General features: G+C 67.6%; 13 protein-coding genes. 3 read left to right on the forward strand and 10 right to left on the reverse strand.

Going from position 1 to position 14,406, the window contains the following annotated elements:
- Positions 1 to 40: 40 nt before the first annotated feature.
- Genes GD627_RS11710 through GD627_RS11725 form a run of 4 tightly spaced genes read right to left on the reverse strand, consistent with a single transcriptional unit; the run spans position 41 to position 1,847 of the window.
- On the reverse strand, positions 41 to 478 hold the full coding sequence (locus GD627_RS11710; RefSeq protein WP_152272650.1) for a VOC family protein: 438 nt from the start codon (positions 476 to 478) through the stop codon (positions 41 to 43).
- 9 nt (positions 479 to 487) lie between these two features.
- Positions 488 to 976 carry an SRPBCC family protein gene (locus GD627_RS11715; RefSeq protein ID WP_152272651.1) on the reverse strand — a complete coding sequence of 163 codons (489 nt, stop codon included), beginning with the start codon at positions 974 to 976 and terminating at the stop codon, positions 488 to 490.
- Positions 976 to 1,482 (reverse strand): SRPBCC family protein, encoded by a 507-nt coding sequence (locus GD627_RS11720; protein ID WP_152272652.1) that lies wholly within the window; start codon positions 1,480 to 1,482, stop codon positions 976 to 978. Before GD627_RS11720 ends, GD627_RS11715 begins: the two co-directional genes overlap by 1 nt.
- Positions 1,479 to 1,847, reverse strand: a complete 369-nt coding sequence (locus tag GD627_RS11725) for an ArsR/SmtB family transcription factor (protein WP_152273071.1) — start codon at positions 1,845 to 1,847, stop codon at positions 1,479 to 1,481. Before GD627_RS11725 ends, GD627_RS11720 begins: the two co-directional genes overlap by 4 nt.
- Before the next feature lie 210 nt (positions 1,848 to 2,057).
- Between GD627_RS11725 and GD627_RS11730 the strand changes: the two genes are divergently transcribed.
- Complete coding sequence (locus tag GD627_RS11730; RefSeq protein ID WP_152272653.1) at positions 2,058 to 2,825, forward strand: MBL fold metallo-hydrolase; 768 nt, start codon at positions 2,058 to 2,060, stop codon at positions 2,823 to 2,825.
- 356 nt (positions 2,826 to 3,181) lie between these two features.
- On the forward strand, positions 3,182 to 4,366 hold the full coding sequence (locus tag GD627_RS11735; protein WP_194266061.1) for an NRAMP family divalent metal transporter: 1,185 nt from the start codon (positions 3,182 to 3,184) through the stop codon (positions 4,364 to 4,366).
- A 50-nt stretch (positions 4,367 to 4,416) separates the two neighbouring features.
- On the opposite strand, the gene GD627_RS11740 is transcribed toward GD627_RS11735, so the two are convergent.
- The 6 genes from GD627_RS11740 to GD627_RS11765 form a co-directional block, all read right to left on the reverse strand.
- On the reverse strand, positions 4,417 to 6,003 hold the full coding sequence (locus tag GD627_RS11740; RefSeq protein ID WP_152272655.1) for an HNH endonuclease signature motif containing protein: 1,587 nt from the start codon (positions 6,001 to 6,003) through the stop codon (positions 4,417 to 4,419).
- Between the two features lie 352 nt (positions 6,004 to 6,355).
- On the reverse strand, positions 6,356 to 8,116 hold the full coding sequence (locus GD627_RS11745; RefSeq protein WP_152272656.1) for an acetyl/propionyl/methylcrotonyl-CoA carboxylase subunit alpha: 1,761 nt from the start codon (positions 8,114 to 8,116) through the stop codon (positions 6,356 to 6,358).
- On the reverse strand, positions 8,113 to 9,960 hold the full coding sequence (locus GD627_RS11750) for a 5-oxoprolinase subunit B/C family protein (protein ID WP_152272657.1): 1,848 nt from the start codon (positions 9,958 to 9,960) through the stop codon (positions 8,113 to 8,115). The genes GD627_RS11745 and GD627_RS11750 overlap by 4 nt, the downstream gene beginning before the upstream one ends.
- Positions 9,957 to 10,715, reverse strand: a complete 759-nt coding sequence (locus GD627_RS11755) for a LamB/YcsF family protein (RefSeq protein WP_152272658.1) — start codon at positions 10,713 to 10,715, stop codon at positions 9,957 to 9,959. The genes GD627_RS11750 and GD627_RS11755 overlap by 4 nt, the downstream gene beginning before the upstream one ends.
- 156 nt (positions 10,716 to 10,871) lie before the next feature.
- Positions 10,872 to 12,266: an FAD-binding oxidoreductase gene (locus GD627_RS11760; RefSeq protein ID WP_152272659.1), complete on the reverse strand. Its 1,395-nt coding sequence runs from the start codon at positions 12,264 to 12,266 to the stop codon at positions 10,872 to 10,874.
- A 231-nt stretch (positions 12,267 to 12,497) separates the two neighbouring features.
- Complete coding sequence (locus GD627_RS11765; protein WP_246165469.1) at positions 12,498 to 13,634, reverse strand: thermonuclease family protein; 1,137 nt, start codon at positions 13,632 to 13,634, stop codon at positions 12,498 to 12,500.
- Positions 13,635 to 13,903: 269 nt separating this feature from the next.
- Between GD627_RS11765 and GD627_RS11770 the strand changes: the two genes are divergently transcribed.
- Positions 13,904 to 14,293, forward strand: coding sequence for a hypothetical protein (locus GD627_RS11770; protein WP_152272661.1), 390 nt, complete (start codon positions 13,904 to 13,906; stop codon positions 14,291 to 14,293).
- Positions 14,294 to 14,406: the final 113 nt, after the last annotated feature.

Consider the following 14,406-nt stretch of genomic DNA (forward strand, 5'->3'; position numbering starts at 1 on the left):
CGCCGGTCTGTCAATAGAGGTTCGTCGGATTCGTTTGGAGTCAGCTGGGGTCCCGGGCGTAGCTGATACGGGCATCCGGGGGAATCAGGGGATTGTCAGCCCGGACCTTCATTTCCTGCACCGTCCAGGTGTTGCCGTCCGGGTCCGGGAAGCTGAAAAACGTTCCCCCGTCGCGCTCGTCGAAGACGGTGATCTCACCGGCGTCGACGCCCCGGTCCAGCAGCTCCTGCCGGGCGGACTGCGCATCGGAAACCACCAACTGCAGACCGCGCAGCGAGCCGGGCGCCATGCCCTGGCTGGAAGCCGCGTCCCCCACCAGGATCGAGCAGCCGGAGCCCGTGGGAGTCAACTGCGCGAAATCCATCCGGGCGTTTGACGTCCGGTGGTCCAGGTGAAAACCCGCCTGCTCGCGGTAGAAGGTGATGGCCCGGTCCAGGTCGCTGACCGGGACCACCACCACTTCCAGGGTCCAATCCATAGCCGACACCTACCTTCCGGTCTGCACGGAGAAGAGCAGCTGATCCAGCTGGTCATAGCCGGCCGACATGCTGTCTTCCATGCCGTTGCCCAGGAACTCGTCCCGGTACTGGACCGACGGGTACAGGGAATGGCCGGTCAGCCGGCTCCTGCCGCCGGGCAGTTCCGTGAAGGTGTTGTATTCGAGTGTCACCACGTCCGGGTAGCCCTCGAACTCGAAGGTCTGCAGCACGAACTCGTCCTGGCGCACGGTGTGGAACACACCGCGGAAGGCAAACTCCCCGCCGTCGTCCTGGGACTGGATGACCCGGTAGGCGCCGCCGGACCGCGGCTCGAACACATCCAGCCGGGCGGTGAACTCCGCAGCCCCAATCCACTGGACAAAGAGGTCCGGGTCCATGTGGCCCTGGAAGACGGCGCCCGCCGGGAATTCGAATTCGCGCTGATACTCCAGGAAGGGTTCTCCTGCGGGGGCATGCAGGGTCAGGGGGTTGCTCATCACGCGCCCCTTCCCTGCAGTGCCTCCGGCTGGAGCTGGGCGAGCAGTTCCTCCATCCGGTCGAAGCCTTCGGCGACGCCGGCCTCCATGCCCGAGGCAGCCATGCCGTCACGAGCCTCCATCGAGGGGTAGACGGCATGGGCGCTGATCCGGGTACGGCCGCCGTCGAGTGCTTCCATGGTCATGAATTCCAGGCTGGTGATATCCGGGTAACCGGAGAACTCGAAGGTCTGGATGGCGAATTCGTTCTCCCGCACAGTGTGGAAGATGCCGCGGAATTCGTAGGGGATTCCCTCAGGTCCGGTGTGGATGTAGCTGTAGGACCCGCCGGTGCGGAAATCGTAGTGGTTGATGTCCATCTTCATCCCCCGCGGGCCGAGCCACTGGACCAGAAGGTCCGGTTCGGAGTAGGCGCGGAAGACCTGTGCCACGGGATAGTCGAGTTCCCGGCTGAAATCGATGAACGGGACACCGTCCGGGACGGTGAGCTGCAGTGCGTTGGTCATGATGGATCCTTTGCCTGCGGGCCGCCTTTCGCTGCGGCCTGTGCGTTGAGCACGGCGTCTAGGCTGCGGAACTGCTCCTCGCGGACCAGCCGGTACTGGCCGATCCAGGCGGTGAGCGCCTCCAACCGTGCGGGGTTCAGGTGGACGGGCCGGCGCTGGGCGTCACGGCTGCGCGTGACGAGCTGTGCCTGCTCGAGGACCTGGATGTGCTTCGAGATTGCCTGTTTGGAGATCTCGAAGGGTTCCGCCAGTTCGTTGACCGTGGCAGGGCCCCGGGACAGCCGGGCGATGATCCGGCGGCGGGCCGGATCGGCCAGGGCCAGGAAAGCCTTGTCCAGAAGGGGTTCGTCGCTGTGGGATTCCATGCGGAGGGTCAGCTTCTGTGGATGTGTAATCAAGGTGCTGGTTGTTCAACCTTGCGGTTGATAACGAAGCTACGCCCGGCTGCCGGGCGGGTCAAGGGGTTTTAGCTGATGCGTTTCGGGGCGGTGGAATCCGGAACCGGCGCCTCCGGGTAGGGTGGTGTGGCGCGGACGACATGTCTGCAGGGCACCTGCGTCAAAGGGAAGAGAACCATGAAACGAGCCGGATATACCGTCACCGAAGCGGCACCCGATGTCTTCTTCGTGGAGGGGCCGGCGTCGAACTGGACCATTCTCCGCCGTGGCGAGCGGTTCACGCTGGTCGACGGCGGTTATCCGGGGGATCTGCCGTTGGTCCGCGAATCGATCCGGGACGCGGGTCTGGATCCGGCAGACGGCGACGCGGTACTGGTGACGCATGCCCATGTTGACCATGCAGGCACCGCGGCCCACTTTGCCCGTCAATATTGCACTCCCGTGTTCAGCAGCGCGGCGGAGCACCGCCAGCTGGTGGGAGTGGAGAAAATCCAGGTCTCGCCCGGACAGGTGCTGGTCCGCGCCTGGAAACCCCGCGTCCTGCGCTGGGGCACCCGTGCGCTTCGTGCCGGCGGCAGGACGCCGGTGTCCGTTCTGACGGCGGAAGTTTGGGACGATGCTCTGCTCGCATCGCTTCCCGGCGGTCCCGTTGCCGTACCGACTCCGGGGCACACTCCCGGGCATACGTCCTTCTATCTGCCGGCAGCCAAGGCCGTGATCACCGGTGATGCGCTGGTGACCGGGCACGCGATCAGCACCCGCAACGGCCCGCAGTCGCTCCATCCGATATTCCAGCACGACGGCGTCCGGGCGGACAGTGCGCTCGCAGAACTGGCCGGGCTGGACGCGTCGCTCATCCTGCCCGGGCACGGTCCGGCGCTGAAGATGGGGATTGTGGAGGCCGTCGACGTCGTGCGCCGCCGGGCCGGTACCAGGACGTCATAGGGCTTGGGCGTCTGTCCTGGTGGCAGGGGTCTGGGCGTTTGTTCTGCTGGCTCCGACGGGGGTGCGGAGCTCCCTGGTCTTACCGCGTCACCGTTCCTTCCGGTCTTCTCCGCTGAGCCACCCCCTTCGGATCTTCACCTGTCCTCCCTGCGCCCGTAAACTGGCGGCGATTTATCCCCATCGGCCCGCGTCAAAGGGATGAGCACATGGACGAGCAGCCGCATGATCCATCGACGGGTCCCTCCGGCGAGTCCGGCGAGTCCGGCACTCCTGGCGCTCCCAGCGAGTCCGGCACACCGGGCGCTCCCGGCACTCCCAGGGCGTCCGCGGCGCCGGCGCGAAAACGACGCAGGAAGATGGATCCGAAGCGGTCAGCCATTCTGGGCGCCATGTTCCTTATGGCGACCAGCGCCATCGGACCCGGGTTCATCACCCAGACCACGGTGTTCACCGTTCAGCTTGGTGCTGCTTTTGCCTTTGCCATTCTGGTGTCGATCCTGGTGGACATCGCCGTCCAACTGAATGTCTGGCGAATCATCGGCATATCCGGGCTGCGTGCCCAGGTGCTGGGCAACAAGGTCCTTCCTGGTGCGGGGCTGGTGCTGGCCATCCTGGTGTTCGTCGGCGGGCTTGTCTTCAACGTCGGCAACGTGGCGGGAACCGGGCTTGGACTGAACGCCATGCTTGGACTGGATCCGAAGATCGGCGCCGCCCTATCCGCCGTACTGGCCATTCTCATTTTCCTTTCGAAGCGGGCAGGGTTGGCCTTGGACAGGGTGGTCGTGGTCCTGGGTGTGCTGATGATCCTGCTCATGCTTTACGTCGCCATCGTTGCCGCGCCTCCGGTGGGCAGCGCCTTGAAGAACACCGTCCTGCCCGAACAGGTGGATTTCCTAGCGATCACCACTCTGATCGGCGGCACGGTCGGTGGATACATCACCTATGCCGGAGCGCACCGGATGGTCGACTCGGGGAACTCCGGTCTCGAGAACATCCGGCCCATCACACGGGCGGCGCTGCTCGGGGTGATTGTCACGGGTGTGATGCGGGTACTGCTGTTTCTGGCGGTCCTGGGTGTGGTTTCCGGCGGGGCGGTGCTGACCGGCCAGAACCTGGCTGCAGACGCCTTTCGAATTGCCGCCGGTGAAATCGGCATCCGGCTCTTTGGCATCGTGTTCTGGGCTGCGGCCCTGACTTCCGTGATTGGGGCTTCGTACACCTCGGTTTCCTTCATCACGAAGCTTTCCGGCAGCGACCGGGTCCGGAACCTCCTCACGGTTGCCTTCATCGCGGTGTGCGCTGGTGCCTATCTGCTGTTGGGCCAGCCGCCGCAGACCCTGCTGGTTTTTGCCGGGGCCTTCAACGGCCTCATTCTGCCGCTCGGGTTTGCCGTCCTGCTCTGGGCCGCCTGGCGACGCCGGGACCTCCTGTCGGGATATCAGTATCCGCGGTGGCTGCTCCTTATCGGTGTCCTGGCCTGGTTGCTGACCCTGTATCTGGGGTGGAACTCGATTGCGGGGTTGCGGGCCCTCTGGGCATAGCCGTAGCGGACCCATTCAGGGAGCAGACCCATTCAGCCGGTCCGGTCCGCTCAGAAGGGTGGAGGATCGCCGACGGCGGCATGATCCCGGTTGCCGGCACCGAACGCGGGTGCTGCATCGCCAAGCGCGGAATTCTGCCGCACTCCGGTCCTGCTCCCACCCAAAGTTTCGTTCCCACCCAAAGTTTCGGCCTTCTTCGCGCCCACAGGTCCTGTCGTGTTCCCGCCCATGGATAGGTGCAGGTGCGCCCGTGTTTGGTACCTGCGGCCTGCCGGAGACGTCCACTCGAGGAGACCAGGTGCGGGCTGCCGGGCAGTCCAGAAACCTGCGGTTTTCAAGGCATGGTGTTTCCGGCACAGGCATTCGAGCCCGTGAACGGTAGGTCCGCCCCTGGCCCACGGGACGGTGTGGTCGATCTCGGCCGTGATCACGTTGGCGGAGCAACCCGGGAAACGGCAGGTCGAATCGCGTGCCTGCAGCCAGCGGCGGAGACCGGGAGGTACACGACGCTGACGGCCGACGTCGAGGATCTCGCCGGTGGAGCCAGACCGAAGCAGCCCGGTCCAATGCCCGATGCTGCGGACAAGTTCCCGGGCGGCCTCCGCGCTGATGGGCCCGTATCCATGCAGTTCGGCAGGTTTGTTGTCCAGACCAAGGAGGGTTTCCGCATTGATCAGGACCATCACTTCCGCCTTCACCCGCGGACCGAGGGGAGTGAGAGGCCTGCGCGGACTGTTCCGGTGCGAGATTTTTGCAGAACCGTTCAACCTGTCTCCTGAACGGGCAGATCTGGAAGTTGGGCGCTCGCGGTCCTCAATGCCACCGTTCCCACCGAGAAGCAGTGATGTGAACATGTCTGCCCGGAGCTGGTCCACGGTGCGGGAATCGCCGGCAGCTTGCTCCGACCGGGCGCAGGTAGTCAGCCCGGTGAAGATGGCCTGGCCTTCGGGAGCCGGAAGCCGAGCTCCGAGGAAACACATGCCGTCCTGCTGGGGTTCCAGGGTTACACGCCGATCACTACGGGCACGGCGGTGTCTTACGGCCAGCTCGGACTCGGGCACCATGCCCTCGTAAAGCCTGCGGGCTTTCCGCTCCAGTTGCGCGGCCGTGAGCCCTTGAGCCTCGGACAACAGTTGGCTTTCCAGCTTGACGCGTGTGGGCTCCGGCAGGGAGGCGACCGTAGAGCAGATGATCTGCGCTTTCCGGTAGCTGAGCCTGCCCGCTTCCAGGTCTGCCAGAACAGCTGGGCACTCTGAACAAAGCGTGGAGGAATCAATAACCAGACGCTGGGCAGTCATGGGCGGGAGGGACAGGAGCGCACCCAATTCGGAGGCGACCAGCCGGAACGCGGTCTGTGAATCGCAGATATCGCCCTGGCTTCCGTCAGGATCCACGTCGCGGGTCACCAACTCGTCCAGCCGAGTTACGGCCCGGGCCTCCTGCGCCTGCGCCCACCCGATAAGAGAGGCAAGACTCTCCACGGTACGCAGGATGCTTTCCCGTCCGAGGGACTGAAGATTCCGAAGCCGCAGGTCGCCGCTGAGTCCATCATCGACCGGGGCCGCTGCATCAGCACAGGTCTCCTGACCGGTGCACGCTGCTCCGGTCTCCGACACGTGGAACTCGTATGACTGCATGGACTGATTCCATCAAGATGCCGGGCGTCAGTCGTCCGCAGTGAGTCCGGTTGTGGAGAACGAGGCGGTGACATACGACAGGACCCCGGCTGGGGAGGACGAGTGATGCCCCGGCTGGGGAGGAAGAGTGATGCGGGCGGGGGGGGGAAGAGGACGGTGATGCGGGGAGGGGATGAGGAGGGCGGGGGGAGGAGGATGGATGATCCGGCCGGGGGAGGAAGAGTGGGGAGAGGAAGCGTGATCCGGGCGGGGGAGGAAGAGTGGGGAGAACGAGTGCGTGGGGGAAGAGCACGGATGCAACCCGCAGAAGGCCTGGAGACCATCGACGACTCGCCGGAGTTCCGACCCAGGCTCAGGAACGGATCTCCCCAAGGGCATCGCCCCGCCGGACGGCAGCTCCAGGCTCGGTGGCCGACCGGGAGAAGACACCGGAACGGTGCGCCCGGACCGTCGTTTCCATCTTCATCGCCTCCAGCACCGCCACTGGATCGCCCTCCGTGATTTCAGCGCCGTCGTCGGCCACCCACTTCACCAGGTTCCCGGCCATCGGCGAGGCCAGAACGGCGTCATCGGCCGGCGCGGAGTCCCGCGCCCCATCCCCGACCGCCGAACCCGATGACGCAGCCGAACCGGAACCGCCCGCACGCAACGCATTCAACAGTGCCGCCGGAACACCCACGGACACCGCCCGGCCGTCGACGTCGACCGTGAAGGTTTCCCGCTTTCCACCCGCGAGCGACGCGGCGATTTCCGGCGAGGCAGCCAACGGCTCGGCAAATTCCGACTCGATCCACGTGGTGTAGACCCCCAGCCGGTCGGTAGCGGTGAACGCGTCGGCCCGGACCACGGCGCGGTGGAACGGCACCACCGTCGGCACGCCGCGGATCACCAGTTCGTCCAAAGCAGCCCGGGCACGGCGCAGGGCCTGCGGCCGGTCCTCACCCCAGACAATCAGCTTGGCCATCAGCGAGTCATACTCCGCCGGCACCACGGAGCCGGACCGGACGCCCGAATCCATCCGGATGCCGGGACCCGTCGGCGGCTCGAACGCCTCCACCAGACCCGGGCCGGGCAGGAAACCCCGCGCGGGATCCTCGGCATTGAGCCGGAACTCAAACGCATGCCCGTACGGCACCGGCTCCTGTGTGAGGGACAGCGGCAGCCCGTCGGCAATCCGGAACTGCTCCCGGACCAGGTCCACGCCGGTGGTTTCCTCGGTCACGGGATGCTCGACCTGCAGCCGGGTGTTGACCTCCAGGAAACTGATCAGCTCGTCGGGGGAGACCAGGTATTCGACCGTTCCGGCACCGGTATAGCCGGCTTCCCGGCAGATGGCCTTGGCCGACGCATGGATGGTTGCGCGCTGCTCGTCACTCAGGAACGGCGCCGGCGCTTCCTCCACGAGCTTCTGGTTCCGGCGCTGCAGCGAACAGTCGCGGGTTCCGACGACGACGACGTTCCCGTGCGTATCGGCCAGCACCTGCGCCTCCACATGCCGGGGCCGGTCGAGGAACCGTTCCGCAAAACACTCGCCGCGGCCGAAGGCGGAGACGGCCTCCCGGACGGCGGATTCGAACGCGTCCTCCACATCCTCCATCCGCCGGGCGATCTTCATCCCGCGCCCGCCGCCGCCGTACGCGGCCTTGATGGCCACCGGCAGCCCGTACTCCTCGGCGAACTCCCGGACTTCTTCCGCGCTCTGCGCCGGACCTCGGGTGCCGGGAACCAGCGGAGCGCCGGCCCGGACGGCAATCTCCCGCGCCGTCACCTTGTTGCCCAGATCGCGGATGGCCTGCGGCGACGGACCGATCCAGGTCAGCCCGGCGTCGAGCACCGCCTGCGCAAAGTCCGCGTTCTCGGACAGGAACCCGTAGCCGGGATGGACGGCGTCGGCACCGGCCCGGTGCGCGGCGTCAATCAGCTTGGAAATGTTCAGGTAGGTGTCCGCGCCGGAAGCACCGCCCAGCGCGTAGGCTTCGTCGGCCACCCGCACGTGCAGCGCGTCGGCGTCGGGGTCCGAATACACCGCCGCCGAGGAAATCCCGGCGTCCGAACAGGCGCGGGCCACGCGCACGGCAATCTCGCCCCGGTTGGCGATCAGGACCTTTTTCACGGGGTTCCTTCCGGAAACATGGCGGCTGTTTCTGCTGCGGACAGCGGTGCCAGGGAATCGGGGTCAACGAAGACAAAGCGTACGGGATGGCTTGGCGGCAGCTGGGCGGCCACGGGCAGGTCCTGCGGAACGACGACGGCGATCACCGGGTAGCCGCCCGTCACCGGATGATCGGCCAGGAAAAGGACGGGCAGGCCCGACGGCGGGACCTGCAGCGATCCGGTGACCACGCCCTCGCTCGCCAGCTCGCCGTCCCGGATGCGCTGCAGCGGCTGCGCGTCCGGGGGATCGGCAGCGAACCGCACCCCGATCCGGTTGGACTCGTTGGTGGTGGACCAGGTGCGGTTGGCCAGGGCATCGGCGGCGGCGGGACCAAACCAGTCCTGGCGCGGTCCGGCGGTGATCCGCAGCAGGGTGGGGGTGGTTCCGGTTCCCAGGGTGCCGGGACGGGTGCCGCCGCTGGTGCCGATACCAGCGCCCGCGTCGACACCAACGCCCGCGCCGTCAGCGCCCGCGCCGGCACTGACGTCGTCCCGGGGATGCGCGCCGTCGTCCTCCAGGGCCCCCAGCGACGACGGCTCCGCGTCCCCGACCGGAACCGCGCCGGACACCGGGCCCACCGGCACCCGGACCCCGGCGTCCAAAGCCGGCGGGCCGATACCGCTCATCGTGTCCGTGCTCCGGCTGCCCAGGACCGGCTCCACGGCAATCCCGCCGCGCACCGCGACATAGCTGCGGATTCCGCGGAAGGGAAAGCCCAGCGTCAGGATCTCCCCGTCGAGCAGGGCGAAGGGGGCGTTCAGGGGTGCGGGACGGTCCCGGGTGCCGTCCGGGGAGACGACGGCGGCGGGCAGCTCCGCGCCGGTCAGGGCAAGGACCGCATCGCCCCGGGCCGCCAGTTCGAGTCCGCCGAAGAGGTTCTCGATCACGGCGGCCCCGGCAGGATTGCCGACCAGCCGGTTGGCCTGCCGGGCAGAGCGGAGGTCTGCGGCACCGGAGACGGACACGCCGAGGTCGGCAAAGCCGGGACGGCCCAGGTCCTCGATCAGGGACTGCAGTCCGGGGCTGCGGATCTCCAGTGCGGCTCCGTCTGCCCTTGATCCAGCAGCGTCAGCATCCCGGGCAGCATCCCGGACAGCGACATCAGCCGCCGGATTGTCAGCCGCCGGATTCCCAGCCGCGGCTCCCCGGCCAACCGGCACCTCGACAAGGTCCCGAACCGGTTTAAACCAGACCGCATCCCCGGGACGGACCAGCGCCGGAGATTCCCGGGCCAAATCCCACATGACGGCGCCCGTGCGGCCGATCAGCTGCCAGCCGCCGGGGGATTCGCGGGGATACACCGCCGAGTAGTCGCCGGCCAGCGCCACCGATCCCGCCGGGACGGCCGTGCGGGGAGTGTCCCGCCGGGGCACCTTCAGCACCGGGTCGCCGCCCACCAGATAGGTGAACCCGGGCGCAAAGCCGCCGAACCCGCCGGTCCACGAAGTGCCGCTGTGAGCCGCTATCACCGCGTCTTCGGACAGTCCCGTGAGGCGGGCGACGTCGGCGAGGTCCGCGCCGTCGTACACGGTTTCGATGGTGACCGTCCGCGCCTCCGGAACCTCGCCGTGACGATAGTCCAGTGCCTCAAGGAGCCCTGCGGCGGCCACGGTTTCCCGCCGGCCGCTGAACCGCACCAGGACGGTGGCGGCGGCGGCCAGCACATCCAGTTGGCCCGGCAGCGGCCGTGCCCGGAGCTCGGCGTGGAGGGCGACGACGTCGGCCAGGGACCCCAGTTCCACCAGCAGGGAGCGCGTCCCGGCAGGCCGGATGGACTCGACGGCGTTGACGGACCGGCTCACACGAAGCTCGAGATGCTCACGCCTGCGTCCTGCAGCCCGGTCCGAACGGCCCGAGCCATGGCGACGGCGCCGGAGGTGTCCCCGTGGACGCAGATGGATTCGGCGGACATCGGGATGTCGGTGCCGTCGACGGCGGTGATGACGCCCTCCGTGGCCAGCCGGACCATGTTGGCGGTGACCGTACCGGCGTCGTGGATGACCGCGTTGGGCTCGCGGCGGGAGACGAGGGTGCCGTCGGGGTTGTAGTTGCGGTCCGCGAACGCTTCGGCCACTCCGCGCAGCCCGGCGTCGGCTGCCATATCCAGGGCGACGGCACCTGGGAGCAGCAGCATCGGCAGGTCCTTGTCAAAGGTGCGGACGGCGTCGACGACGGCGCGGGCGTGGACCTCGTGGTGGACGATCGTGTTGTACAGCGCGCCGTGCGGCTTCACGTAGCGGACCTCGGACCCCGCCGCGCGGGCCAGGGACTGCAGGGCTCCGAGCTGGTAGAGCACGTCGTCAAGCAGTTCGGTATAGGAGCAGTCCAGGAACCGGCGCCCGAAGCCGGCCAGATCCCGGTAGGCCACGTGGGCGCCGATGGTGACGCCGGCGGCGACGGCGCTGCGGCAGGTCTGCGCGATGGTGGAGGGATCGCCGGCATGGAAGCCGCAGGCCACGTTGGCGCTGGAAACAGACTCGAAGATGGCGGCGTCGTCGCCCATGGTCCAGTTGCCGAAGGACTCTCCGACGTCGCTGTTCAGGTCGATGGCCGGCATGGTGGAACCTCCGCGCTGCGCTGATGGAAACGGTGTGCCTCTAGTCTGCCCGCCGGTGTTGGATAGGTCATTAAACAGCAGACGTCCCCGTGGTGCTGCTGTCCATGAATTCGGAGCAGGACGCCCAGCGGCGGCGGATGCCTCGCGTACCGGCCCCTAGCCGGCGGGGACGATGTTGTGGTTGCGACGGAAGAGGTTGTGCGGATCGTAGGCCTGCTTCAGGGCCGTGAGGCGGAGGAGCTTGTCCGGGCCGTAGACGGACGGGACGGTGCCCTGTGCCGCCGGGTCCTCGGCGCCCATGAAGTTCACGTACTGTGCCCCGGAGGACGACGGCGCCAGGCTGGCCGTGACCTGCCGCACGAAAGCCGTGCGTGCGTCGTCGTCGGCCGCGTCCGTCCAGTATCCGTAGACGTTCAGCCAGTACGGGGCGGACCGTGTGGGGAACGCAGTGTCCTCTTCCGGCACGCGGCCGTAGGCGCCGTCCAGATGATGCAGGTCAAACCCCGTGCCGCGCCAGGTCTGCTCGCAGCCGGCCCGGACCAGGGCATCGATGGCGGCCTCATCCAGCCGGTCAATCGAGGTGTTCTTCCAATAGGCCCGCACCCCGGAGGGAAACATCGAGTCCACGGCCGACTGCCAGTCCCGCCACGTCACGGCGGCGATGTCCTCCGCATCCGGAGGCGCCGCCGCGGTAAGCCGCCGTACCACGCCGGCCCCGGCCTCGGCGTCCGCCCCCGCCCAGGCAAACCCGATCACCATCAGCGGCTGGTCACCCAGCTCCCACTCCGGCGGCGGAGTGAGGAACGTGATGATCGTGGTCATTTCCTCGGGCAGGTTGGAACCCCACCTGTCGTACTCGCGAAGGGCATGGTACCAGTGCATGTTCGCGTAGACCAGGTTTCCGGCATACACCTGATCGGGCAGCGGATGGGCGGCGAAGGTAAACGAGGACACCACGCCGAAGTTTCCGCCGCCGCCGCGCAGCCCCCAGAACAGCTCGGGATGGTCCTCGGCGCTGGCGTGCACGGCCTCTCCATCGGAGGTCACGACGTCGGCGGCCAGCAGGTTGTCGATGCTCAGCCCGTACGCGCGGGTCAGCCAGCCGACGCCTCCGCCCAACGTCAACCCCGCCACCCCCGTCCCGGAAACCACGCCCAGCGGCACGGCCAGCCCGTACGGTTCGGTGGCGGCATCGATGTCGCCCAGGGTGGCGCCCGCCTGCACCGTGACGGTCCCGGCCTCCGGGTCCACCGCAACGTCGTTGAGGCTGCCCAGATCCAGCACCAGACCGTCGGCCACGGTGCCGTTGCCTGCCACGTTGTGCCCGCCGCCGCGGACCGCCAGCGGCAGGTTCCACCGCTGCGCGAACGCCAGCACCGGGGCGATGTCCGCGGGGGAGCCGGCGCGGACCACCACCGCGGGCAGCACATCGATCATGCCGTTCCAGATCCGCCGGGCGTCGTCATACTCCTCGTCCCGGGGCAGGATGACGGTGCCGGACAGCTTTGCGCGGAGGTCCTCCACCGCGTCGCCGGGGAGCTGGGGGTCCATCGGATTCACCACCTGGGGCGGCAACCGCCAGGCGCCCGGATGGTGCCCGGTTCTACGGCCTGTCCGCCGCTCTTGAGAGAAATTCTTCGCCTGCGGCGAGGGCGGCGCAAGGGATTTCCGAAGGCGGCTGCTATCGAAAACAGCGATGGCTGCCTCTCTTAGGGGAGCGGCAGCCATCGCGTGTCGTCTTGCAGGGTCTTGCAGGGTCTAACGGTCTAAGGGCCTAACGGTCTAACAGGGACGCCAGGACTTGCCGCCGGGCGCGTAGCAACGGGGGCCGTTGTATCCCGGGTACGGGTTGCTCTGCACCGGCGGTTCGTACGCCGGCGGAATGTACTGCTGTGCCTGGCGGTCGGCTTCGGCCTGGGCGGCTGCGGCACGCGCCGCTTCCGCTGCTGCAGCCTGCCGGTTGGCTTCAGCCTGTTCCGCGGCGACGCGGTTTGCCTCGGCCGCGGCGGCTTCGGCGGCTACGCGCTGCGCCTCGGCTTCAGCCTCCGCCGCCACGCGGGCGGCCTCATCCTCGGCGCTCCGGCGCTGGTCCCGCAGGGTGGTCAGCTGCTCATGCCGGGTGTTGATCCGAGTCCTGGCTGCGTCGGCCCGGTCCTTCAGGGAGGTTTTCTCCGCTTCGGACAGCGTCTTCCACATTGCGTTGTTGCCTGTTTTTGCTGCCTTTTCCAGGGCGTCGACGGTTTCGTCCACGGTCTTAACCAGGGCATAGACCACGGCGGCAGCGGCTGCGGCCTCGTCGGCTGCAGACCCGGTACCTTCGGCAGCTGCCGCCGCGGCTGCCTGTTCCGCGGTGGTGACCATGCCCGGCAGGGTGCATTCAATCGCGGTGCTGAACAGTCCTGCTTGCTGATCCCGTGCTTCTTCGTACGCTTCGTCCACGGGAGGGCGGAATTTGGCGTTCGGTTCGTAGGTCACGGGAATCCCGAAACCGTGCCGGGCGACCTCCGCGTTCATCAGCCGGTCCTCGTCGTCGTACACCCCGGCCAGGGTGCGGCCGTAGCGGTCTTCCCGCTCGACGTCGTACTCCAGCTCCACGGAGCTGCCGGGCGGCAGCGCCTCCTCGAGGAACACGGTGGCCTCCGGGCCCAGGCACTGCACGGGCTCGTTCGGATCCTTGGTCTCGGGAGTGTCCACATTCAGCAGCCGGACGGTGACGTCCTCGCCGGCGAGGTCCACCACCAGGGTGTCGCCGTCGATCACCCGGACCACGGTCGCCCCGTCGCGGGGTTGGACCTCCGGCTCGGCCGCGGCGGGTTCGGAACAGGAGGTCGCTGCAAGAACAACGACGGCGGCGGCCCCGACGGCTGCTGCCCTTCTTCTCAACGCGGAGCGGTGAACTCCGCCGGTAGTGCGATGCAAAATGGTCCCCATCTATTGAAATATCCGGAGGAACTATCGGCAGGTTTCTCCGGGCGGGTAGGCGCCCGGGCAGCGGCGTGGAGTCGGGTAGGTCACGCCAGGGGGAGGCGGCTGGAGGCGCCGTTGCCGTGTCGTTACAGAGTTGGTGCTTCCGGACAGCCCAAACCGGATCAAACCGGGGCATGCGGCTGAAATAATAGAGAAGGTGGCTTGCCATTCCGGAGGCTGCCCGTATCACCAGAGTCTCGTGCCCAGGAATGGAGCCCCAAGTGTTTTCCGAATCAGCCCAGCCGTTCGATCTTTCCGCAACGGACCGTGTCACCGCGTACGGTGCCAAGGATTTCCCGGGGGTGGAGGCGATGCTGCCGGATTCGGCGTTCCTGGCTGAGGATGACGGGCGCTTCCCGGCCGACGTCGTCCTCCTCTTCGTGGCAACGGCGGCGGATCTGGCCCATGAGCTGGCCACCGCGGCTGCCGCCGTCGAACCCGGTGGATCCCTGTGGGTCTGCTATCCCACGGCGGACGTCGACGGCGGCGCCCCGGACCTGAACCGGGACACGGTGGCGTCCCTGTTCGAGGCGAACAGCTGGGAACCGGTGGGCGACGCCAAGCTCAGTGCTGAATGGTCTGCCGTGCACGGACGGCCTGCGGAGAGCTAGGGCGGAGCTGCCGGCCCGGGGCAACTAGTTGTCTAGTTGTCGGAGGAGCAGTGCGGACACTGGACCGTGACGCCGTTCCATGAGCTCTTGGCCCAGAATTCCTTCCTGCAGGA

Source organism: Arthrobacter yangruifuii, assembly GCF_009192775.1.
Taxonomy (GTDB): domain Bacteria; phylum Actinomycetota; class Actinomycetes; order Actinomycetales; family Micrococcaceae; genus Arthrobacter_B; species Arthrobacter_B yangruifuii.